Source organism: Curtobacterium sp. Csp1, from assembly GCF_013347185.1.
Genome location: NZ_CP054594.1, coordinates 3,440,412 through 3,463,227 on the forward strand (window position 1 = coordinate 3,440,412; position 22,816 = coordinate 3,463,227).

Sequence of the window (22,816 nt, forward strand, 5' to 3'; positions counted from 1 at the left end):
CTCACCCTGGCAACGCGGTAGCAACGAGAACACCAACGGACTGCTCCGGCAGTACTTCCCCAAGGGCACCGACCTCGCCGTCCACACCGAAGCCGACCTCGACACAGTCGCCGCGGAGCTCAACGGCCGGCCCCGCCAGACCCTCGACTGGGACAGCCCAGCCGAGGCCCTGACCCGACTACTCTCAGAACCCCAACAAGGCGGTGTTGCAACCACCCCCTGAAACCGCCGGGCTGGACCCGACGGTTGCTGCTCCATCGACGGCGCACCCGAGCCCTGGGCCGGTGCACATGACGGAGCCGGCCGGGCCCGCGCCGCCCGCCCGTCCCAGCGCTCGGCACGACGAAGGCCCCCGACCTGGCACGGTCGGGGGCCTTCGCACCTCCGGAGGACCGGGGGAGCCGGGGTCGATCAGCGCGGACGCCCCGCGCGGGCCTTCATCGGGTCCATGCCCTTCGGGATCGCCGACGCCGGGCTGTGCGTCAGGGAGTCGAGACGGTTCGCGACCGCGAGGACCTCGTTGCGGTTGAGCGCCTTCTTGTACTTGTTCATCGCACGCGGCAGCTTGTGCAGCGTCACACCGTCCGCGTCGTCGTCGACGTGGACCACGTGCACGGGGACGTTCGGGACGATGCGCTGGACCTTCCGGCGCTCCTCGTCGACCTGGCGCTTGAGGTTGCCCCGCTGCCCCTCGGTGATCAGGACGACGCCGGGGGTGCCGACGGCACGGTAGACCGCGGCCTGCGACCGGCCGTGCACCGCGACGGGCATCTCGCTCGAACGCCACTGCCGGCGGAGCGAGTTCGAGAGCACCGCGCCGACCGCGCCGGGCTGCCCGGCGATCTGCGAGTACGCGGCGCGCTCGGCCAGACGGCCGAGGACGATCAGGAAGAGCAGCACACCCAGCAGGATGCCCGCGACGATCCACAGTGTGACCGCGAGCCAGTTCTGGCCGGGGAGCAGGAGGGCGAGCAGGACGCCCAGGACGACGGGGCCGACGAAGGCGAGGAGGAACCACCACACCGACTTCGGGTCTGCCCGGCGGGTCATGGTGAAGACCTGGTACATCTGCTTGAGACGACCCGGCTCCTTCGCCGTCGTACCTTGAGAACTGCTGCGTGCCATGCGACCAGGATACGGCCTGCGTCACCACCCGCAGACCGCGGACGGTCAGGCTGTGGGCGAACGGTTCCGTCCACAGGTGGGCAGCATCGGCCTGGAGGCACGCCCCGTCTCCGCCACGCTCGTCACCATGACGAAGCCCTCGACGCCCGCTGCGGGTCCGGTGACCACGGCGGAGACCGACCGCTGGTGCGGTTCCGTGGACCCGCCCGCCTTCGCCCGCTGGCTCGCGGACCGCGCCGTCGGCGCCGGACCGCACCTCGCGCCCGTCGTCGCGGTCGGACGCTGTCCCGCCGGACACCTCGCGGCCCGGGTCCTGCGCCCGGCGGCACTCCCGCTGGACCGGGCGTTCGAGGAGCTCGGCGTCCCGACGAGCGGCGTCGCGGTGACCGTCTCGGTGCCGTTGCTCGAGCTCGCCGTGACCACCCGCGCCGGCGCCCTCGAGCTCGGGGCGTTGGGTCCGGACGACGTCGGGCTGGACGACGCCGGTGCCGTGCTCGTGGTCGACCGCCCGCCGGGGGCGGCCCGGTGCTGCGGGGACGAGTCCGACACGGAGCCGTTGCACGGGCGCCGGTCGGATCCGGACGGGGCACGGCAGCTCGTGCTCGCCGCCCGGACGGTCTGGGACCGTGTCGACGCGCAGGACCCGGCTCGTGGCGTCGTCGACCCCCTGCTGGACGGGGTCGTCGACGCCGACGGTCCAACGATCCGGTCCGTCGTCGAGCAGGTCCTCGGTGCAGCGGCACCCCGCCCGGTGCGCTGGGCGCGTGGGACCCCGGCCGTGGCCGACCTCGAGTTCGCCGCCCCGCCGCCGGTACCGGCCGACGAACCGCTCGACCGCGTCCTCCGGGTGGTGCGCACGGTGCTCGAACAGGGCGTCCCGGTCGGCCGAGGCCGGCGGATCGGACTGCGCCGCGTCGTCGTCGGGGTCGCCGTCGCGAGCGGACTCGGCGCCGTCGCGGTCACGCTCGGCTGACCGCACCGTTCCCTCGGCGACGGCCAGCGCGTCGGTGGGGGCTCGGTCGAACCGGAACGGCCCCGGTCCCACGAGGGGACCGGGGCCGTCGGGCCTGGTGGTCGGGACCGCTGATCGGGCGCTCCCGACCAGGCGGCGTCAGTAGCCGAGGTTCGGGGCGAAGTTGCCCTCCTCGAGACGGTTCTTCACCGCGACGAGGTACCGCGAGGCGTCCGCACCGTCGATGATGCGGTGGTCGTACGACAGCGCCAGGTAGACGAACGAGCGGATGGCGATGGCCTCCTGGCCGTCGACCTTCACGACCGCCGGACGCTTCGTCACGATGCCCGTGCCGAGGATCGCCGACTGCGGCAGGAACACGACCGGGGTGTCGAACAGGGCGCCGCGCGAACCGGTGTTGGTCAGCGTGAACGTCCCGCCGGCCAGCTCGTCGGGCTTGAGCTGGTTGTTGCGGGTGCGCTCGGCCAGGTCCGCGATCGACTGCGAGAACTGCGCCAGGTTCAGCGACGCGGCGTCCTTGATGACCGGGGTCAGCAGGCCACGCTCGGTGTCCACCGCGATCGAGACGTTCTCGGTGTCCGGGTAGACGATCTCGTCGCCGTCCACTGTCGAGTTGATCTTCGGGTGGGCCTTGAGTGCCTCGGACGCCGCGAGGGCGAAGAACGGCATGAAGCTGAGCTTCGAGCCGGTCTTCTCGAGGAACTCGGCCTTGTGCGCGTCGCGGAACTGCGCGACCTTCGTCACGTCGACCTCGACGACGCTCGTGAGCTGCGCGGTCGAGGTCATCGACTGCACGGCACGCTCGGCGACGACCTTGCGCAGGCGCGTCATCTTCTCGCGGGTCCCGCGCAGCGGCGAGGTCTCCGCGACGAACGGACCGCTCGGGGCAGCAGCGGCGCCACCGGCCGGCGCGGTCGACGACTTCGCCTGCTCGGCGGCGGCGAGGACATCCTCCTTGCGGATGCGTCCGCCGACCCCGGAGCCGGAGATCGTCGACAGGTCGACGCCCTGCTCGTTGGCGAGCTTGCGGACCAGCGGGGTGACGTAGCCCGAGGCCGCGCCGTCCTGCGTGGGCTGCGGCACCGACGCGGACGCAGCAGCACCGGTCGGGGCGGCGGCGGGAGCGGGCGCGGCTGCCGGAGCGGGCACCGCTGCCGGGACGGCGGCGGGCGGCGGGACCGGGGCGGCCTGCGGCACCGGCGCGGCTGCCGGGGGAGCGGACGGCGCCTGCGGAGCAGCCGGCTGGGTCTGACCGTTCTCGGTCGGGTCCGGACGCTGGGGCTCGGGAGCCTTCGCCTCTTCCGGCTGCTCGGTGCTCGGCGCGGTCTCCGGCTCGGACGCCTCGGCGGCGGCCTCGTCGGAACCCTGCGAGCCCTCGGCGTCGCCGGAACCGGAGTCACCGGAGCCCGAGCCGTCGCCGATCTTCACCAGGGCGGTGCCGACCTCGACGGTCTCGTCCTCCTGGACCAGGATCTCCTCCACGACGCCGGCGACGGGCGACGGGATCTCGGTGTCGACCTTGTCGGTCGAGACCTCGAGCAGCGGCTCGTCGACCTCGACCCGGTCACCGACGTTCTTCAGCCATCGGGTGACCGTGCCCTCGGTGACGCTCTCGCCGAGCGCCGGGAGGTTGACGGATTCGCTCATCGGGTGGGCTCCTGTTCGCGGATTGCTGTGGTGGTGGTTGTCATTGTCTCGGTGCGCACGTCGACGTGTCCGTCAGAGCGCGTGCAGCGGCTTGCCCGCGAGGTGGAGGAACGCCTCGCCGAGCGCCTCGTTCTGCGTCGGGTGGGCGTGCACCAGGGGAGCGATGTCCTCCGGGTAGGCCTCCCAGTTCACCGCGAGCTGCGCTTCGCCGATGAGCTCGCCGACGCGGGCGCCGATCATGCTGACGCCGACGACCGGCCCGTCGACGACCCGGACGACCTTGACGGCGCCGGACGTCCCGATGATGTGGCTGCGGCCGTTGCCGGCGAGGTTGTACTCGTACGTGTCGACCTTGTCGGCGCCGTACTGTTCCTCGGCCTTGGACTGGGAGAGCCCGACGGAGGCGACCTCCGGGTCGGAGTAGGTGACCTTCGGGATGTTCGTGTCCGAGATGACGACCGGGTTCAGGCCCGCGATCTCCTCGGCGACGAAGATGCCCTGCTGGAAGCCGCGGTGCGCGAGCTGCAGGCCGGGGACGATGTCGCCGACGGCGTAGACGTTCGGCAGGTTGGTCGCGAGGCGCTCGTTCGTGGTGACGAACCCGCGGTCCATCGCGACGCCGACCTCGTCGAAGCCCATGTTCTGGGTGAGCGGGCCACGGCCGACGGCGACGAGCAGGACGTCGCCCTCGAAGGTCTTGCCGTCCTCGAGCGTCACGACGACACCGTTCTCGTGCTGCTCGACGCCCTGGAAGCGGATCCCGAGCGAGAACTCGATGCCGCGCTTGCGGAACGCGCGCTCGAGCTGCTTCGACATCGACTCGTCCTCGGCCGGGATCAGGTGGGGCAGGCCCTCGACGATCGTGACCTCGGCACCGAAGGACTTCCACACGCTGGCGAACTCGACGCCGATCACGCCGCCGCCGAGGATGACGACCTTGTTCGGGACGTAGTCCATCTTGAGCGCGGTCTCGGACGTGATGACGCGGCCGCCGATCTCGAGCCCGGGCAGGGACTTCGAGTACGACCCCGTGGCGAGCACGACGTTCTTGCCGGTGACGGTCTGGTCGCCGACCTGAACGGTGTTCTGCGAGGTCAGGCGGCCCCAGCCCTCGACGACCGTGATGCCGCGGGCCTTGACGAGCCCCTGCAGGCCTTTGTACTTGGAGCTGATGACGCCCTGCTGGTACTCGATGACCTTGGGCACCTCGACGCCGGCGAACTCGGCGACGACGCCGTACTTGTCCGCTTCGCGCGTGGCGTCCGCGACCTCGGCGGCGTGCAGCAGCGCCTTGGTCGGGATGCAGCCGCGGTGCAGGCAGGTGCCCCCGAGCTTGTCTCCCTCGATGAGCGCGACGCTCATGCCGAGCTCAGCGGCCCGGAGCGCAGCGGCGTAACCACCACTGCCGCCACCGAGGACCACGACGTCGTAAGTCTGTTCCGTCACCTGGTGCAACTCCCTCGTGCGTGTCGAGGTCCTGGTCGGACCCCACTGGACACCGCGGCGGCGGCGTCCGACGGTCGGACCGCATGGTTCCGGTCCCGTCCCGCTGGTTCCGGCGGGGGCGCGTCGGTGCGCTGCCCCGCCGGGACCAACCTACTACTTGGACTGCAGCTCTTCTGCGAGGCCGATGAGCGTGCGGACCATGACACCGGTCGCGCCCTTGCCGAGCCAGCCGTAGCCGCCGCCCTTGTGCTCGGACGGCCCCGCGATGTCGAGGTGCGCCCACGGCACGCCCTCGCCCACGAAGCGCTCGAGGAACTTGCCCGCCAGCAGCATGCCGCCCGACGGGTTGCCCACCGTGGCGTTGACCATGTCGGCCACGTCGCTCGCGAGCCGGGCGTCGAGCTCCTCGGGAAGGGGCATCGGCCAGATCGGCTCGGCGACGGCGTCCGCGACCGCGCGGACCCGTGCGACCAGGTCGTCGCTGCCCATCAGACCGGTGGTCCGGTCGCCGAGCGCGACGACCTGCGCGCCGGTCAGGGTCGCGACGTCGACCATCGCGTCGGGCTGCTCGAGCGACGCCGCGGCCATGCCGTCGCCGAGGACGAGCCGGCCCTCGGCGTCGGTGTTCGTCACCTCCACCGTCTTGCCGTTCTTCAGCGTGAGCACGTCGCCGGGGCGGGTCGCGGAGCCCGACGGCATGTTCTCGGCGAGGCACAGCCAGGCCGTGACGCGCGTGTCGAGTCCGAGTCGCGCGGCGGCGACGGTCGCGGCGAGGACGGTCGCGGCGCCGGCCATGTCGGTCTTCATGCCGAGCATCGACGCGGCGGGCTTGAGCGACAGGCCGCCCGTGTCGAACGTGATGCCCTTGCCGACGAGCGCGAGGTGCTTCGTCGCGGCGGCGGGCTCGTAGCGCACGACGACGAGCCGCGGCGGACGCTCCGAGCCGCGGCCGACGCCCAGGATGCCGCCGAAGCCCTGGTCCTCGAGCGCGTGCTCGTCGAGGACCTCGACGGTCAGCGGGAGCCCCTCGGCCTGGGCGACGGCGACGTCGGCCAGGTCGGCGGGACCGAGGTCGCCCGCGGCGGTGTTCACGAGGTCGCGCACGAGCGCGGCGGCGTCGGCGACGATCGCGGGGCGGACGGTGGCGTCGGCGGGCAGGTCGGCAGGGGAGACGACCTCGATGCGCTGGTCGCCGCGGGTCGGGCCGGTCGTGCCGGCGCCCTTGTGCCGGGTGAACGCGTAGGCGCCGAGTGCCGCACCCTCGAGCGCCGCGGCGACGAGCTCTGAGGAGTCGGTCGGCAGCGCGAGGGCGATCGCGTCGACGTTCGGGAGCTGTCGGACGGCGCTGCCGGCTGCTGTGCGGATCGCGGCTGCGTCGACGGTCGAGCCGAGGCCGACGAGGGCGACGCCTGCGGCCGCGACGCCGGTGCCGGGCAGACGGACGAGCTGGTCCTTGGCGCCGGTCGCTCCGACGGCGGTCAGGTCGAGGTCGGCGAGGGCGTCGACCGTCCCCGCAGCGCTCGGCGCGAGGGTGGGGGAGCCGCCGTCCTTGCCGGGCAGGACCCCGAGGACGAGGACGTCGGCGGAGACGTCGGACGGGGCGGTGGAGGTGGTGGAGAGCGTCGGTCGGACCATGACGCCAGCCTATCCAGCGCCTGTTCGCCGACAGCGTGGCCGTGGACGACGGGGCCGTCGGGGGTCCCGCCTAGCATGGGGACGGTGAACCACCCCGAGGACCTGTACACCGTCGCCGCGGCCGCTCCGACCGTCCCGGCGGGACTGCACCTCGTCGCCGGACTGACCGGGTTCGTCGACGCCGGCGGCGCCGTCGCGCAGGTCGCGTCCTCGATCCTCGACGGTCTCGAGCACGAGCTCGTCGCGGAGTTCGACCCGGACGCGCTCCTCGACTGGCGCGCCCGACGACCGGTGATCACCTTCGAGCAGGACCACATCACGGCGATCGACCCGCCGCGGCTCGTGCTGCACCTGGTCCGCGACGAGCTCGGGCAGCCGTTCCTCTTCCTCACGGGCTACGAGCCCGACTTCCAGTGGAACCGCTTCGTCCGAGCGGTGACCGAACTGGCCGACCGCCTGCAGGTCGCCGACACCACGTGGCTGCAGTCCATCCCGATGCCCGTCCCGCACACGCGCCCGATCAGCCTCACGGTGTCGGGCACCCGCAAGGACCTCGTCGAGCAGATGAGCGTCTGGAAGCCCGAGACCCAGGCGCCGGCGAACGTGCTGCACCTGGTCGAGCACCGCCTCGCCGAGTCCGGCGCGCAGGTCACCGGACTCGTCCTGCTCGTGCCGCACTACCTGGGCGACACCGAGTTCCCGGACGCCGCGGTCGCCGGCCTGTCGGCCGTCTCGGCCGCGACCGGGCTCATCTTCGCCACCGACGCGCTCCGCGAGTCCGGGCGCGAGTTCCTCGCCCGCGTCGACGAGCAGGTCGCGGGCAACGCCGAGCTGCAGCGGCTCGTCGCCGTGCTCGAGGAGCGGCACGACACCTACATGGAGGGCAACCCCGTCGCGTCGCCGCTGACGAACGTCGACGGCGAGGTCCCGACCGCGGACGCGATCGCGGCCGAGCTCGAGCGCTTCCTGGCGGACCGCCGCTCCGAGGGCGACGCCGCATCTGACTGACACCATCGACCGACGTAGCGTCCGCGCCACACCGCGACGCTCCGCCGCACGCACCGCCGGCACGGCGGCGCGCGACCAGGTCGTGACGGGACGGACAGGAGGCTCCTCCACAGCCCGCCCCGCGCCTCCCGTCCTCCACGACGCGTGTCGGGCAGTCCCGCGCCGTCGCTAGCCTGGAGCGGTGAACTCCCGTCGTGCCTTCCTCGTGTGGGGCGTCGCGGTGCTCGCCTACGTCCTCGCCGTCGTGCAGCGCTCGTCGCTCGGCGTGTCGGGCGTCGACGCGCAGGACCGCTTCGCCGTCTCCGCCGCGGTCCTGTCGACGCTCGCGGTCGTGCAGATCGCGGTCTACGCCGGTCTGCAGATCCCGGTGGGCATCGCGCTGGACCGCGTCGGCCCCCGCAAGCTCGTGCTGCTCGGCGCCGCGCTCCTCGTCGTGGGGCAGGCCGTCGTCGCGTTCTCGCCGACGATCGGTCCGGCGATCGCTGGCCGGGTGCTCGTCGGGGCGGGGGACGCCATGACCTTCATCTCCGTGATCCGCCTCGTGCCGATGTGGTTCAGCGGGCGGATCCTGCCGCAGATCTCGCAGTGGACCGGCAACCTCGGGCAGGTCGGCCAGATCCTGTCCGCGTTCCCGTTCGCCGTCCTCCTCCACACCGCCGGCTGGACCCCGGCGTTCGGCGTGGCCGCAGCGGCGAGCCTGGTCGGACTGCTCCTGGCGGTGGTCTTCGTCCGGAACGGCCCGGTCCCGGTGCGCACCGACACCATCCCGTTGCCGCTCCCGCACTCGTGGCGCGGCGCGTTCCACACCTTCGGCCACGCCCTCCGTCGCCCGGGCACCCAGCTCGGCTTCTGGTCGCACTACGTGACGCAGTCGTCCGGCACGGTGTTCTCGCTGCTCTGGGGCGTCCCGATGCTCCGCGGGCTCGGCTACACCCCGTCCGAGGCCGCGACGTTCCTGACGGTGATCGTCGTCGTGGGCTTCGTCGCCGGACCGGTCCTCGGGGTGCTGTGCGCCCGGTTCCCGCTCCGCCGGTCGAACCTCGTGCTCGGCATCGTCGCCGCGCTCGCCCTGGTCTGGACGGCCGTGCTCCTGTGGCCCGGGCACCCGCCGACCTGGCTGCTCGTCCTGCTCGTCGTCGCGATGGGGGTCGGCGGTCCCGGCTCGCTCATCGGCTTCGACTTCGCGCGCAGCTTCAACCCCGTCGGCTCCCTCGGCTCCGCGAACGGGGTCGTCAACGTCGGCGGCTTCCTCGCGGCCTTCGTGATGATGTTCCTCATCGGCACGCTCCTCGACGTCGTGTCGGGTGCGACCGGGCGGACGGTGTTCGCGTGGGAGAACTTCCGGATCGCGCTCACCGTGCAGTACGTCGTGGTGGGGATCGGCGTCGGCATGCTCCTGCACGCCCGTCGCCGCACCCGCCGGGAGATGCACGCTCAGGACGGAATACGGGTCGGGCCCCTCTGGGTTGCACTGGTTGCACGCCTGCGGAAGAAGGCCGTGCAATAATGAAGGTCGGACCCATCAGGTCCCCTCGCCTCCGCGCAGCTCCCGCGCTGCGCAGAAGTCGGGGGACTTGACATGGGTCCTCGTGCTGCCCGGAACGGTAGGACCTGACGACGCGCACGACCGCGGCGCAGGCCCTGGGCGGCGAGGGAGGCCACGACCCCACGAACGTGGCACGACGAGAGAGGTGATCGCATGGCTGCCCGGAGCACGACGATCGATCCCACGAAGGACACCGAGCCCGAGGGCGTCACGGCGGACGACGCCGCGGGTGCCGAGGCCGAGGGGACGGCCGCGCCGAAGAAGCGCGCCACCACGGCGAAGAAGGCCCCCGCGAAGAAGGCCGCACCGAAGAAGACCGCCGGCCGCGCGAAGAAGAAGGCCGACGACGACGAGGACGTCGAGGACGAGGGCGTCGAGCCGACGGACGAGGTCGCCGACGACACCGAGACGGACGAGCCGGAGGGCGACTCGGAGGACAAGACCGCGAAGCCGGACGCCGCCGCTGCCGTGGCCGCCGGTGCGCTCGTCATCTCGCAGTCCGACGACGACGAGGCCCCGGTCTACTCGACCACCATCACGGGTGCCACCGCCGACCCGGTGAAGGACTACCTCAAGCAGATCGGCAAGGTCGCCCTGCTCAACGCCGAGCAGGAGGTCGAGCTCGCGATGCGCATCGAGGCCGGCCTGTTCGCCGAGGACAAGCTGCAGCACACCACCGGCCTGTCCAAGCCCGAGGAGCGCGAGCTCCGCTGGGTGGCCCGGGACGGCCAGCGCGCGAAGAGCCACCTGCTCGGCGCGAACCTCCGCCTGGTCGTCTCGCTCGCCAAGCGTTACACCGGCCGCGGCATGCAGTTCCTGGACCTCATCCAGGAGGGCAACCTGGGCCTGATCCGTGCGGTCGAGAAGTTCGACTACACCAAGGGCTTCAAGTTCTCGACGTACGCCACCTGGTGGATCCGTCAGGCGATCACCCGCGCGATGGCCGACCAGGCTCGCACCATCCGCATCCCGGTGCACATGGTCGAGGTCATCAACAAGCTGGCCCGTGTGCAGCGCCAGATGCTGCAGGACCTCGGGCGCGAGCCCACCCCGGAAGAGCTCGCCCGCGAGCTCGACATGACCCCGGAGAAGGTCGTCGAGGTCCAGAAGTACGGCCGCGAGCCGATCTCGCTGCACACGCCCCTGGGCGAGGACGGCGACTCGGAGTTCGGTGACCTCATCGAGGACACCGAGGCGGTCGTCCCGGCGGACGCGGTCGGGTTCACGATGCTGCAGAAGCAGCTCGAGAGCCTGCTCGACTCCCTCTCCGAGCGCGAGGCCGGCGTCATCCGCATGCGCTTCGGCCTGGGTGACGGTCAGCCGAAGACCCTCGACCAGATCGGTGACACGTTCGGCGTGACGCGTGAGCGCATCCGTCAGATCGAGTCGAAGACGATGGCGAAGCTCCGTCACCCGTCCCGTTCGCAGTCGCTCCGCGACTACCTCGAGTAGGCCGATGCGCTTCCTCATCCCGATCCTGGTCGGGCGGATCCTCCGCGCCCTCGCCCGTGCGCGGGGCGGCGGGTCCGCCTACCCGGGCTACATCGTCCTGAAGCTCGTGCCGGACTTCCTGCAGCACGTCACGAAGCAGTTCCCGAACGGCGTCGTCTTCGTGCTCGGCTCGAACGGCAAGTCCACGACGACGCACATGATCTCGGACATCGTCCGGGCGCACGGGCTCCGCGTGTTCACGAACCCGTCCGGCGCGAACCTGCCGCAGGGCATCGCCTCCGCGCTCCTGTCCGAGGTGTCGCTGACCGGCCGGCTGAAGGCCGACATCGGCATCCTCGAGGTCGACGAGGCGTTCGCGGTCGAGCTCGCCGGCATCCTGTCGCCGTCCACGGTGACGATGCTCAACGTCCAGGTCGACCAGCTCTACCGGTTCTTCGAGACCGAGCGCGTCGCGACGATGATGCTCGACACGGCGGCGCTGTCCTCCGCGAACGTCGTCACCAACCGTGACGACCAGTTCCTCGACGCCTACGCGGCGCGGACCGGGCAGCGGGTGCTGCGCTTCGGTGCGAGCACCGAGGTGGTCGCCGCCGCGCCGAACGGCCTGCAGAACGCCGACGACTTCGACCGGACCGACGGCGAGCCGAACCCGGCGGAGTCCGAGGTCGTCGCGAACACCGGCGACGGTGCGACGATCCGCTTCGAGGGCACCGACGTCCCGGTGCGCCTGCCCGCGCGTGGCCTGCACTACGCGGTCGACGCGGCCGCAGCGACCGCGACGGCCAGTGCCGCGCTCGGAGCGCAGTTCCGCCCGGACGCGGTGACGAAGGCGTTCGGCACGATGAAGCCCGCGTACGGCCGTGGCGAACGCCTGCCGATCGCCGGGGAGTCCGCCGAGTTCACGATGTTCAAGAACGCCGCGAGCCTGCAGCTCAACCTCGACGCCCTGCCCGCGCACCCGGAACAGGTGCTCATGGCGATCGACGAGGGTACGCCGGACATCTCCTGGATCTACGACATCGACTTCTCGAACCTCGACCACGTCGACGTCGTGTCCGGCGACAAGGCGTGGCAGATCGCGATCGCGCTCGAGCACGCCGGAGTCCGCATCGGCCGGGTCGAGCCCGACGTCGAGGCCGCGATCAAGCTCATGCAGGGCCTCGGTGCGACGACGAGCGGCACGAAGAACTTCATCGTCAACTACGAGATCATGATGATCGCCCGCAAGGCCCTCGGCCACGGCGACATGGAGAAGACGGCATGACCGCCGACCGGTTGACCATCCTGCACGTGTACCCGCGCCAGATGGGCGTCTCGGGTGACCGCGGCAACGTCGCGGCGCTCGTGCGTCGAGCCGCGGCCGCCGGCCTGGACACCGAGGTCGTCGAGTACGCCCCGGGCGGTGCCCTGCCCACGGCGGCGGACGTCGTCGTGGTCGGCAACGGCCCGCTGAGCGCCATGCGGTCGCTCGGCGCGGACGTCGCACGCATCGGCGCCCCGCTCCGTGACCTCGCCGGGTCCGGCGTCCCGATCGTCGCCGTCGGCGGTGGCTTCGACCTCGCGACGAACGAGGTGGTCCCGACCGAGGGCGCTCCGGTGGCCGGCTTCGGCGTCTTCGACGCCCGCGCGGTCCGCGGCGCGGAGCGGCGCGTCAACTACTTCGTGCTCGAGACGCGCTACCCGCTGCTCGGCGGGGCCGCGACCCGCATCGCGGGGTTCGAGGACCACGCGACCCGCATCGAGCTCGCCGCGGGGGTGACGCCCTTCGCGGACGTCGTCTCCGGCGGCGGCAACCAGGCCGGATCGCCGGTCGAGGGCGCGATCGTCGGGACGTCGTTCGGCACGCACACCCAGGGGCCGATCCTGCCCCTCAACCCGCAGCTGACCGACGCCGTGCTCGCTGCCGCGACTGCCCGCGTCGGACGGGAGTACACGCCGGACGCGGCGCGGACCGAGACGGTCGACCGGTACGCGCGCGAAGCGCGCGCGACCATCGACCGCTACGTCGACAAGGCGTTCAAGCGCATCGCCTGAGCGGCGACCACACAGCAGACGGGAGGCGCGGTGCCAGCTGGCACCGCGCCTCCCGTCTGCTGTGTGGTCGGCTCCTACTTCGACTCGTAGAGCCGGCTGCTCTCGTCGTGCCACTCGATCGCGGTGGCCGCGAGCTTGTCCTTGAACTCGGCGCCGTGGTGGGCGCAGAAGTACAGCTCGCCGCTCGCCATGGTGGCGCGGATGTAGGCCTGCGCTCCGCAGCTGTCGCAACGGTCCACCGCGGTGAGCTGGTGGCTGGTGGTCTCGTCGATGGAGAGGTCGTGCACGGTCTGGGTCATTGCTGTGCTCCTCACGGATCGCAGGTGGTGCCGGTTGGTCCACCTATTTGAACACGCGGTGGCTGGGAGTCGTGCACCACGCGCACGCGGTTTCGCTCACCGCGGACCGGATGTCCCCGGTCCGAGGCGCGCCGCCCGCCCGAGCCGAGGGTGTCGGCGCCCGTCGGTAGGATCGGGAGGTGAGCTCCGACTACTCCGCGCGCCATCTCTCCGTCCTCGAGGGGCTCGAGGCGGTCCGGAAGCGACCGGGCATGTACATCGGGTCGACGGACTCCCGCGGCCTCATGCACTGCCTGTGGGAGATCATCGACAACTCGGTCGACGAAGCCCTCGCCGGGCACGGCGACGAGATCGGCGTCGTGCTGCACGCCGACGGATCGGTCGAGGTCCGGGACACCGCGCGCGGCATCCCCGTGGACGTCGAACCGAAGACCGGTCTGACCGGGGTCGAGGTCGTGTTCACGAAGCTGCACGCCGGCGGCAAGTTCGGATCGGGGTCGTACGCGGCTTCCGGTGGTCTGCACGGTGTCGGTGCCTCGGTCGTCAACGCCCTGTCCGAGCGACTCGACGTCGAGGTCGACCGCGGTGGCAAGACGTACGCCATGTCCTTCCACCGTGGCGAGCCGGGCACCTTCGCGGGCGACGGCCCGGACGCGCCGTTCGCACCGTTCACCTCGGGCAGCGAGCTCCGCGTGGTCGGCAAGGTCAAGCGTGGGGTCACCGGCTCGCGCATCCGGTACTGGGCGGATCGGCAGATCTTCACGCCCGACGCGAAGTTCAGCACGTCCGACCTGGTGAGTCGGGCGCGCCAGACCGCGTTCCTCGTCCCCGGGCTCGGCATCACCATCACCGACGAGCGCGCCGCGTCGATCGAGGCCGCTGCCGCGCGGGCCGAGGCGACGGGCACGACCGTCGCCGCCGGTCCGGTGGTCGAGCGCTTCCGGTACGAGGGCGGCATCAGCGAGTTCGTCGAACACCTCGCGGTCGACACGGCCGTGACGGACGTCTGGCGGATCCAGGGCACCGGGACCTTCACCGAGACCGTCCCGATGCTCGACGACAAGGGGCACATGGTGTCCACCTCGGTCGAGCGCGCGTGCGAGGTCGACATCGCGCTCCGGTGGGGCAGCGGTTACGAGACGGTCGAGCGCAGCTTCGTGAACATCATCGCGACGCCGAAGGGCGGGACGCACCTGACCGGCTTCGAGTCCGGGCTCGTGAAGGCCGTGCGCACCCAGGTCGAGGCCAATGCGCGCAAGCTCAAGGTCGGTCAGGACAAGCTCGAGAAGGACGACGTGCTGGCGGGCCTGACGGCCGTGCTGACCGTCCGCCTGCCGGAGCCGCAGTTCGAGGGCCAGACGAAGGAGGTCCTCGGCACCCCGGCGGTGCGGAAGATCGTCGACCAGGTCGTCGCGAAGCGCCTGACCGAGATCCTCACCTCGACGCAGCGGACCGAGAAGGCGCAGGCGGCGACCCTGCTCGAGAAGGTCGTCGCCGAGATGAAGACCCGCATCTCCGCCCGCGCGCACAAGGAGACCCAGCGCCGGAAGAACGCGCTCGAGAACTCCTCGTTGCCGACGAAGCTCGCCGACTGCCGCAAGCAGGACGCTGAGGGCACCGAGCTGTTCATCGTGGAGGGCGACTCCGCGCTCGGCACCGCCAAGCTCGCCCGGAACAGCGAGTACCAGGCGCTCTTGCCGATCCGGGGCAAGATCCTCAACGTGCAGAAGGCGTCCGTGTCGGACATGCTGTCGAACGCCGAGTGCGCCTCGATCATCCAGGTCATCGGCGCCGGGTCCGGCCGCTCGTTCGAGATCGACCAGGCCCGCTACGGCAAGGTCATCATCATGTCGGACGCCGACGTCGACGGCGCGCACATCCGCACGCTGCTGCTGACGCTGTTCTTCCGCTACATGCGGCCGATGATCGAGCAGGGCCGGGTGTTCGCCGCCGTGCCGCCGCTGCACCGGGTCGTCGTGGTGAACCGCGGCAAGCCGAACGACACGCTCTACACGTACTCCGAGGCCGAGCTGCAGGCCGTGCTGAAGAAGCTCGCGAAGCAGGGCAAGAAGTACCAGGAGCCGATCCAGCGGTACAAGGGCCTGGGGGAGATGGACGCGGACCAGCTCGCCGAGACGACGATGGACCGCACGCACCGGACGCTCCGGCGCGTGAACGTCACCGATGCCGAGGGCGCCGCGAAGGTCTTCGAGCTGCTGATGGGCAACGACGTGGCCCCGCGCAAGGAGTTCATCCTCGCGGGCGAGGGCCTGGACCGCGACCGTATCGACGCGTAGCGCGCGCCGGCGCGGAGCGCGCGCGGGGGCGCTGGCGCGCCTCTGCGACTTCACGCGCTGAGCGACATCTCACGCGGCGCGAAGGCCGTGAGGTGTCGCTCAGCGCGTGAACTCAGCGCGGCAGCGCGGCGGCGCGGCGGCGCGGCGGCGCGGCAGCGCGGCGCAGCGCAGCGGCGCAGCGCGCGCCGCGCCCGCCTACGCCTCGCCCGCGGTCCCGTCGAGCGCCGCGGCGCTCCCGCCGATCGTCGCGATGACGGCCTCGAGCGGCGCGCCCGACCCGTCCCGCTTCGACAGCCAGTCCGGCAGTGTCCGCGCGGCACCGTCCGGCCCCACGGCGTGCGGCGGCGCGATGCCCGCCCACGCCACGGTCAGCCCGTCCTCGCCCTTCAGGAACGCGTGCGCTCGGACACCCTGGGTGGCACGGCCCTTCGCCGGGAACTCCGAGAACGTGGACACCTTCGCGCGACCGGCGTCGGTGCCGGGCAGCGCGCCCGAGGCGGTGGACACGGTCGCGACGACGGCGTCGTCGGAGCGCGGGACGGAGCCGAACCAGATCACCGTCGCGCGGTCGGCGAGGGACACCCCGGCGACACCACCGGCCGGCAGTCCCTGGGGGCGGACCCCGGCGGCCGGGAAGCGCAGCAGCTGCGCGTTCGACGTGATGAACACGAGGTCGTCCGACTCGGGCGCCTGCGCGGCACCGACCACGGCGTCCTTCGGCTTGAGCCCGATCGCGACGAACTCGTCCTTGTCCGGCCACGCCCCGGTGGCGACGCGCTTGACGATGCCCTGCGCGGTGCCGATCGCGAGCGAGTCGGACGCACCCGGGGACAGGTCGACGAGGGCGACGACGGTCTCGGTTCGGGCTATGCCGAGGTACTCGGCGACGCGGACCCCGGCGTCGAGCCGCACCGAGGCGGGCGGCACGGCGGGCACGTCGACGGGCGAGAACCGCAGCACGCGGCCGGTCGAGGTGAGCGCCCCGACCTGTCCGCGGACCGTCGACACCACGGTGGAGCGGACGGCGTCGTGCTTCGAGCGCTTCGGCACCCGCACGATCCCGAGGTCGGTCTCCGGGATGTCCACCCGGACGAGTCGACCGGTCGTCGAGAGCAGCACCCGGCACGGCGCGTCCGCGATCTGCAGCGACTCCGGGTCCACCGCGGCCTTGCGTCCGCCGCGGACGGGAGCGTCGGCCTCGGTGAGGAGCGTCCGGCGGGGGGTGGCGAACCGGTCGGACACCTCGGTGAGCTCGAGTGCGACCTGGGCGCGGAGCCGGTCGTCGGACGCGAGGAGTTCCTCGAGCGCGGCGATGTCGGCGAGCAGCTGGTCGCGCTCGCCCTCGAGCTCGAGGCGCGAGAACTTGGTCAGACGACGGAGCCGGAGCTCGAGGATGTACTCGGCCTGCACCTCGGACAGGTCGAAGACGTCCTGCAGCCGGGTCCGTGCGGCCTCGGAGTCGTCGGAGGAGCGGATGACCTCGATGACCTCGTCGATGTCGAGGATCGCGATGAGCAGGCCCTCGACGAGGTGCAGTCGCTCGCGCCGGCGGGCCAGTCGGTACTCCGAGCGCCGTGTCACCACGGCGATGCGGTGCCGCACGTAGACGTCGAGCAGCTCGCGGAGGCCCAGGGTGCGCGGCGACCCGTCGACGAGCGCGACGTTGTTGATGCCGAAGCCGTCCTCGAGCGGGGTGTGCTTGTAGAGCTGCTCGAGCACGGCCGTCGGGTTGAAGCCGGACTTGATGCCGATGACGAGCCGCAGCCCGTGGTTCCGGTCGGTCAGGTCGTTGACGTCGGAGATGCCGACGAGCTTCTTCGCCTGGACGCCGTCCTTGATCTTCTCGATCACGCGCTCGGGGCCGACCAGGTACGGCAGCTCCGTGACGACGAGCCCGGCCTTCCGCGGCGTGAGGTTCTCGACGCTGACCTTCGCCCGGGTGCGGAACGACCCGCGGCCGGTCGCGTATGCGTCCCGCACGCCGGAGAGCCCGACGATCGTGCCGCCGGAGGGCAGGTCCGGACCGGGCACGAACTCCATCAGCTCGTCGAGCGTCGCGTCCGGGTGGAGCAGCAGGTGCTTGGCCGCCTCGACGACCTCGCCGAGGTTGTGCGGCGCCATGTTCGTCGCCATGCCGACCGCGATGCCCGCGGCACCGTTGACGAGCAGGTTCGGGAAGGCCGCGGGGAGCACGGCCGGCTGCATGATCTGGTTGTCGTAGTTCGGGACGAAGTCGACGACGTCCTCGTTCAGGCCCTCGGTCATCGCCATCGAGGGTTCGGCGAGCCGAGCCTCGGTGTACCGCGCCGCGGCCGGGCCGTCGTCGAGCGAGCCGAAGTTGCCGTGGCCGTCGACGAGCGGCACGCGCATCGTGAACGGCTGCGCCAGACGGACGAGCGCGTCGTAGATCGCGCCGTCGCCGTGCGGGTGGAGCTTCCCCATGACCTCGCCCGTCACACGGGCGCTCTTGACGTGGCCGCGGTCCGGACGCAGGCCCATCTCGGCCATCTGGTACAGGATGCGGCGCTGGACCGGCTTCAGTCCGTCGCGCGCGTCCGGCAGGGCCCGCGAGTAGATGACGGAGTACGCGTACTCGAGGAACGAACCCTGCATCTCCTCGGAGACGTCGACGTCCTCGATGCGCTCACCGTCGGGCAGGCCGACTGCTTCCGTGCGTGCCATGGGACCTTTCTGGGAGGATCGTGGGGTGCCCCCCAGCGTACCGAGCGCCCCCGACGCCACCGCGAACCTCGCCGACGTGCTGCCGAGTTGCCTCGTCGCGCTCGGCGCTGCGGACGACACGTGGTTGCGCACCACCGGACGGGAGGCACGGATCGCCCTCCGTCCCGCCCGTTCCGCGGTCGTGGTGCTGGTCGACGGACTGGGCGCGGGCGCGCTGGCCGCGCGCGCCGGGCACGCCCGCTGGCTCGCCGGGACGAAGAAGCGGTTGCGGAGCGGGTTCCCGACGACGACGGCCGCGGCGCTGAGCACCCTGACGACCGGACGACCGCCGGGCGTGCACGGGGTCGTCGGCTACAGCGGGTGGAACCCGGACACCGGGCAGGTGATGAACCTGCTGAGCGGGTGGGACGACGTCGTCCCCGCGGATTGGTTCCTCGCCAGCACGGTGTTCAGCGAGGCCCCGGCGCTCGGCGTCGACCCCGTGGTGGTCGGTCCGACGCGGTACCGGACCTCGGGGATGACCGCGAACGTCCTCGGTGGTGCCCGGTACGTCGCCGCCGACACCGTCCCGCAGCGCGTCGACGCGGCCCTGGCCGAGACCGCGACCGGGCGGTCGCTCGTGTACCTCTACGTCCCCGAGCTCGACTCGATCGGCCACAAGCACGGGTGGGAGTCCGACCGGTGGACGGCCGCGCTCGAGCTGCTCGACGGGGAGCTCGCCCGGCTCGAGTCCCGCGGTGCGCCGGACGTCGGGCTGCTCGTGACCGCCGACCACGGGGTGCTCGACGTGCCACCGGAGGCGAACATCCCGATGGACCCGGAGCTCCTGCGCGACGTCGTGGGCGTGGCCGGGGACCCGCGCTGCCGCCAGCTGACCGTCGCACCGGAGACCGACGTGCCCGCGCTCGTCGAGGCCTGGCGGTCCCGCTACGGCAAGAAGGCGTACGTGGCGAGCCGGACCGAGGCCGTCGCGGCCGGGTGGTTCGGGACGACCGACGACCGGGTGCTCCCGCGCATCGGGGACGTGGTCGTCGTCGCGCGCGGGTCGTGGGCGTTCAACGACGACCGCGAGGTCGGCCCGCGGGAGACGCCGAAGCGCATGATCGGGCAGCACGGCGCGATGACGGACGAGGAGACCTTCGTCCCGCTCCGGCTCGGCGGTGCGTTCCGCGCCTGACGGCGCAGGACGGTCCGATCAGGCCGGGTCCTCCGGACGGGTGCCGAAGACGATCTCGTCCCAGCTCGGCATCGAGCGGCGGCTGCGCTTCTTGCGCTCGGGACGGCTCTCGGCCTCGGGGGCCGACGCCGGTCGGGCGTCCTCGCGCTCCGGTGCGGACGCGGGCGTCGCGTCGAAGCCGGCGAGCGGGATGTCGACGACGCTGATCGAGGTGCCACGCGGCTCGTCGCGCTGTTCCCCGAACGTCGCGGCCTCGCGCTCGCCCCGGCGGCGACGCAGGGCCTCGAGCAGGTCGGCGGTCTCGTTCCCGGGGGAGCGCTCCTCGGCCACCGCGACACCGATGCGGGGGAGCGGCGCCCGTAGCGGACGCTCCTGGACCTCGGGGTTCGTGAGGTCCTCGTCGGGCTGCTCGACGCGGAACGCGCCGGAGTCGAAGCGGGTGCCGTCGGTGTCCTGGTGGTCGTTCTCGACGGCACGGAGGCGCGGCGCGATGCCCTCGTCCTCGGTGTGCGACAGACGGTGCGCGTCGCCGTTGTCCGGCGTGAGCGTCGAGGTCTTCGGGTCGAAGAGCCACTGCGCGTCGTGCTCGACCTCGGCGGCGGTGTAGCGGACGCGGACGACCCAGCCCTGCTCGACGTGCTTCCACGACGCCCAGTGGACCGCGGTCGCGTCGCCGGACTCGAGCTTGGCGGTGATCGCCTCGCCGAAGGTGTCCGGCGCGTCGGTGTCGACGGGGGTGACCGGGACGCGGCGGGCGGCGTCGAGGACGAAGGCGCGCTCGGCGAGCACGGGACCCTCGAAGCGGCGGACGTACTCGACGTCGACGTCGAGCGCCGACGCGACGTCGGCCGCATCGGCGCCGCCGCGGATCCGGGCCTGCACGTCCTTCGGGGACACGCGCTTCTGCGGACCGGCCTCGGGGTTCGCCTGACGGACCTGCCCCGGCAGCGACGAGGTGACCGGCAACCGGAACTCGGTGCCGCCGTCGGTCGCGAGCAGGAGTGCCCCGGACTCGACTCCGATGACTCTCACGTCTTGCATGTTCCGCCTCCCGAGCGTTCGTACGGTCGTGCGCGTACCCGAGGAGTATGCAGCCGGCCGGGGTCGATCGCGGGGAGGCGCACGGGCGCGCCGCGGGATGCCCGGGACGGGTGGCGGGTCCGTCCGTGGCACGCGGGAATGTCCGGGTCCGGCGCCGGGTTGCACGGCCTGACGATCCCGCACCGCGTTCGGTTTGCGCTCTGCCGGGTCGTGGTGCAAACTGTCGCCGCCGATCACCGGCGACGACCTCTCGATACGAGAAATGGATGGGCATGGCCACCGATTACGACGCCCCCAGGAAGACCGACGACTCCTCCGACTCGGAGTCGATCGAAGCCCTGAAGGAGCGCGTTCCCGACAAGATGTCGGGGGTCGTCGACGATGATTCGGACAACCCCGGCAGCTTCGAGCTCGCCGGACAGGACCTCAGCGACGTCGACCTCGACGTCGTAGTGCTGCCGCCGCAGGTCGACGAGTTCACCTGTGTCGAGTGCTTCCTCGTGAAGCACCGCTCGCAGCTCGACCACGAGTCGAAGCTCGGCCCGGTCTGCGCGGAGTGCGCCGCGCTCTGAGCAGCACACCGCGTCGAGCGACGCGGAACGGCCCGCCTCCCCTCGGGGAGGCGGGCCGTTCCGCACGTCCGGGCAGTCCGCATGGTCGACCACGCGAGCGCAGGCGGACGTGACCGGCGGGGCGGGCGCGCTCCGTGCCTCCAGGCCGGGTCGGCGGTGACCGCCTACGAGCGCAACGCCGCGACGACCGCCGACGGGTTCCGCACGCTGACCAGCCAGTACGGGGTGGGGTCCGCCGGGTCCGCGACCTCGACGCGCACGACCCCGCGCACGTACCCGCGGAAGAGCGTCCACGCGCGAGCGTCGAGCTTCGGTCCGCGCTGGGTGGTGGCCTCGGCGCCCTCGAAGCCGGCGACCTCGCCGACGAGGGTCCGCGGCAGGTGCGCCTTGCCCGCACGGAACTCGGTCTCGGTGACCTCGACGGTCGGGGCGAGCGCCCAGAGCAGCACGACGATCCCGACGTACATGCCGATCGCGACCAGCACGCCGGCGAGGACGCTGATCGGCAGGAAGACGAGGAGGCTCGCGGGGATGACGAGCGCCGTCGCCAGGTAGAGGGCGGGCGGCGCCCAGAGACGTTCGCGGTACAGGGTCACGGGACCATTCGACCACGAACCGGGGCAGGTCACGGAACGGTCACGGTCTGCACTACCCTCGTCACGTGACCGAACCAGTCGACGTCCTCTGGACCGGGGAGCACGCTCCCGGGTACGCCCACCCCGGCGACGCCGGTGCCGACCTCGTCTCGACCGAGGCGATCGTGCTCCGTCCCGGCGAGCGACGCCTCGTGGGCACCGGGCTGCGGATCGCACTGCCCGAGGGGTACGCGGCGTTCGTGGTGCCCCGGAGTGGGCTCGCGGCGAAGCACGGCATCACGATCGTGAACGCGCCGGGCACCGTCGACGCGGGCTACCGCGGGGAGATCAAGGTCGCACTCCTCAACACCGACCAGGCCGAGCCCTACGAGGTGCACGCGGGCGACCGCATCGCCCAGCTGATCGTCATGCCGGTGCCCCGGGTGGTCTTCACACAGGTGGACGACCTCCCCGAGAGCCGCCGCGGTGAGGGCGGGTTCGGCTCCTCGGGCTACGGTGACCGGAGCGGTGTCGCGCGCGACGCCGCCGTCGACATCCAGGAAGGGACGGGCGCATGAAGTTCGGCCGACGCAAGCGTGACGAGGTCGAGGTGGCGGAGGCCGTCGCCGAGGACGCAGAGGTCGCGGGGACGACGCCGGAGGTCGAGCTCGCAGCCGACGCCGACGCGGACCTCGACGAGGTGGACGCGGTCGCGCCCACCGACAAGTCCGCCCCGGACGACCGTGCCGCCAACGGGCCGCACGACGAGACCGAGGCGAACCTGGTGCGTCCGTACGTCGACCTCGGTGGCGTGAAGGTCCTGCCGCGCGAGGGGCTGCACCTGCGGCTCGAGGTCGAGGAGGGCTCGCAGCGCGTCGTCGCCGTCGGGCTCGACTACGACGAGTCGACGCTGCAGGTCCAGCCGTTCGCCGCGCCGCGGTCCACCGGGCTCTGGCACGAGATCCGCGCGCAGATCGCCGAGCAGATCGAGCGTCAGGGCGGCACGGTGCAGGAAGTGGACGGCCCGTTCGGCCCCGAGCTCCGTGCCCTCGTGCCGGTGGTCACGGACGGCTCGGGCGGCACCGACGGCGCGCGCCCGGCCCGCTTCGTCGGTGTCGACGGTCCGCGGTGGTTCCTGCGCGGCGTGATCGCCGGCAAGGCCGCCGAGCGTCCGGAGGACGCCGCCGAGATCGAGGAGCTGTTCCGCAGCGTCGTCGTGGTGCGCGGCACCACGCCGATGCCGCCGCGCGACCTCATCCCGCTGCACATGCCGAAGTCGACGCAGTCGGCCGTCTGACCGGCACGCC

General features: G+C 72.1%; 20 protein-coding genes. 12 read left to right on the forward strand and 8 right to left on the reverse strand.

The genetic code is table 11. The annotated features are described in order from the left end of the window. Positions 1-223, forward strand: a 223-nt coding sequence (locus HUN58_RS16540) for an IS30 family transposase (RefSeq protein WP_208745747.1), incomplete at its 5' end; no start/stop codon positions are given. 188 nt (positions 224-411) lie between these two features. Here HUN58_RS16540 and HUN58_RS16545 read toward each other — a convergent pair. Further along, positions 412-1,125 carry a DUF4191 family protein gene (locus HUN58_RS16545; protein WP_141861336.1) on the reverse strand — a complete coding sequence of 238 codons (714 nt, stop codon included), beginning with the start codon at positions 1,123-1,125 and terminating at the stop codon, positions 412-414. 76 nt (positions 1,126-1,201) lie between these two features. Here HUN58_RS16545 and HUN58_RS16550 point away from each other — a divergent pair, with 76 nt between their 5' ends. After that, complete coding sequence (locus HUN58_RS16550; RefSeq protein ID WP_208745596.1) at positions 1,202-2,098, forward strand: hypothetical protein; 897 nt, start codon at positions 1,202-1,204, stop codon at positions 2,096-2,098. A 138-nt stretch (positions 2,099-2,236) separates the two neighbouring features. Here HUN58_RS16550 and sucB read toward each other — a convergent pair whose 3' ends face one another. The 3 genes from sucB to HUN58_RS16565 all read right to left on the reverse strand — a co-directional run bounded on the left by sucB (position 2,237) and on the right by HUN58_RS16565 (position 6,826). Further along, on the reverse strand, positions 2,237-3,745 hold the full coding sequence (gene sucB, locus HUN58_RS16555; protein ID WP_180225210.1) for a 2-oxoglutarate dehydrogenase, E2 component, dihydrolipoamide succinyltransferase: 1,509 nt from the start codon (positions 3,743-3,745) through the stop codon (positions 2,237-2,239). A gap of 72 nt (positions 3,746-3,817) precedes the next feature. Then, positions 3,818-5,191: a dihydrolipoyl dehydrogenase gene (gene lpdA / locus HUN58_RS16560; RefSeq protein ID WP_058742515.1), complete on the reverse strand. Its 1,374-nt coding sequence runs from the start codon at positions 5,189-5,191 to the stop codon at positions 3,818-3,820. Positions 5,192-5,344: 153 nt separating this feature from the next. Beyond that, a complete protein-coding gene (locus tag HUN58_RS16565; protein ID WP_180225211.1) occupies positions 5,345-6,826 on the reverse strand; it encodes a leucyl aminopeptidase in 1,482 nt (493 codons plus the stop codon). A gap of 75 nt (positions 6,827-6,901) precedes the next feature. Between HUN58_RS16565 and HUN58_RS16570 the strand changes: the two genes are divergently transcribed. The 5 genes from HUN58_RS16570 to HUN58_RS16590 all read left to right on the forward strand — a co-directional run bounded on the left by HUN58_RS16570 (position 6,902) and on the right by HUN58_RS16590 (position 12,866). Continuing rightward, positions 6,902-7,834, forward strand: coding sequence for a proteasome assembly chaperone family protein (locus HUN58_RS16570; protein WP_058742513.1), 933 nt, complete (start codon positions 6,902-6,904; stop codon positions 7,832-7,834). Positions 7,835-8,015: 181 nt separating this feature from the next. Next, positions 8,016-9,341, forward strand: a complete 1,326-nt coding sequence (locus HUN58_RS16575) for a nitrate/nitrite transporter (RefSeq protein WP_141861346.1) — start codon at positions 8,016-8,018, stop codon at positions 9,339-9,341. A 192-nt stretch (positions 9,342-9,533) separates the two neighbouring features. Then, entirely contained in the window at positions 9,534-10,832 is a 1,299-nt protein-coding gene (locus HUN58_RS16580) for an RNA polymerase sigma factor (RefSeq protein WP_058742511.1), read from the forward strand. A 4-nt stretch (positions 10,833-10,836) separates the two neighbouring features. Further along, complete coding sequence (locus tag HUN58_RS16585; RefSeq protein WP_144801350.1) at positions 10,837-12,096, forward strand: MurT ligase domain-containing protein; 1,260 nt, start codon at positions 10,837-10,839, stop codon at positions 12,094-12,096. Then, positions 12,093-12,866, forward strand: coding sequence for a type 1 glutamine amidotransferase (locus HUN58_RS16590; RefSeq protein WP_114851026.1), 774 nt, complete (start codon positions 12,093-12,095; stop codon positions 12,864-12,866). Before HUN58_RS16585 ends, HUN58_RS16590 begins: the two co-directional genes overlap by 4 nt. A gap of 74 nt (positions 12,867-12,940) precedes the next feature. Here the strand turns inward: HUN58_RS16590 and HUN58_RS16595 are convergent, their stop codons facing one another. Then, the gene (locus tag HUN58_RS16595; protein WP_058742508.1) at positions 12,941-13,165 is read right to left on the reverse strand and encodes a hypothetical protein; all 225 of its coding nucleotides are present in this window, start codon (positions 13,163-13,165) and stop codon (positions 12,941-12,943) included. A gap of 179 nt (positions 13,166-13,344) precedes the next feature. Between HUN58_RS16595 and HUN58_RS16600 the strand changes: the two genes are divergently transcribed. Further along, positions 13,345-15,462, forward strand: a complete 2,118-nt coding sequence (locus tag HUN58_RS16600; protein WP_141861354.1) for a type IIA DNA topoisomerase subunit B — start codon at positions 13,345-13,347, stop codon at positions 15,460-15,462. Between the two features lie 195 nt (positions 15,463-15,657). Here HUN58_RS16600 and HUN58_RS16605 read toward each other — a convergent pair whose 3' ends face one another. After that, entirely contained in the window at positions 15,658-18,144 is a 2,487-nt protein-coding gene (locus HUN58_RS16605) for a DNA topoisomerase (ATP-hydrolyzing) subunit A (RefSeq protein ID WP_180225213.1), read from the reverse strand. A gap of 25 nt (positions 18,145-18,169) precedes the next feature. Between HUN58_RS16605 and HUN58_RS16610 the strand changes: the two genes are divergently transcribed. After that, positions 18,170-19,321: an alkaline phosphatase family protein gene (locus HUN58_RS16610; protein ID WP_217488546.1), complete on the forward strand. Its 1,152-nt coding sequence runs from the start codon at positions 18,170-18,172 to the stop codon at positions 19,319-19,321. Between the two features lie 18 nt (positions 19,322-19,339). Here the strand turns inward: HUN58_RS16610 and sepH are convergent, their stop codons facing one another. Then, entirely contained in the window at positions 19,340-20,353 is a 1,014-nt protein-coding gene (sepH, locus tag HUN58_RS16615; RefSeq protein ID WP_167510054.1) for a septation protein SepH, read from the reverse strand. 281 nt (positions 20,354-20,634) lie between these two features. Between sepH and HUN58_RS16620 the strand changes: the two genes are divergently transcribed. Continuing rightward, the gene (locus HUN58_RS16620; protein WP_031272446.1) at positions 20,635-20,934 is read left to right on the forward strand and encodes a DUF4193 domain-containing protein; all 300 of its coding nucleotides are present in this window, start codon (positions 20,635-20,637) and stop codon (positions 20,932-20,934) included. 164 nt (positions 20,935-21,098) lie between these two features. Here the strand turns inward: HUN58_RS16620 and HUN58_RS16625 are convergent, their stop codons facing one another. Next, positions 21,099-21,530 carry a DUF3093 domain-containing protein gene (locus tag HUN58_RS16625; RefSeq protein WP_058742503.1) on the reverse strand — a complete coding sequence of 144 codons (432 nt, stop codon included), beginning with the start codon at positions 21,528-21,530 and terminating at the stop codon, positions 21,099-21,101. A gap of 65 nt (positions 21,531-21,595) precedes the next feature. Between HUN58_RS16625 and dut the strand changes: the two genes are divergently transcribed. Both dut and HUN58_RS16635 read left to right on the forward strand, forming a co-directional pair. Then, entirely contained in the window at positions 21,596-22,087 is a 492-nt protein-coding gene (gene dut, locus HUN58_RS16630; protein WP_180225215.1) for a dUTP diphosphatase, read from the forward strand. Next, positions 22,084-22,806, forward strand: a complete 723-nt coding sequence (locus HUN58_RS16635; RefSeq protein WP_083520041.1) for a DUF3710 domain-containing protein — start codon at positions 22,084-22,086, stop codon at positions 22,804-22,806. Before dut ends, HUN58_RS16635 begins: the two co-directional genes overlap by 4 nt. Positions 22,807-22,816 lie beyond the last annotated feature (10 nt).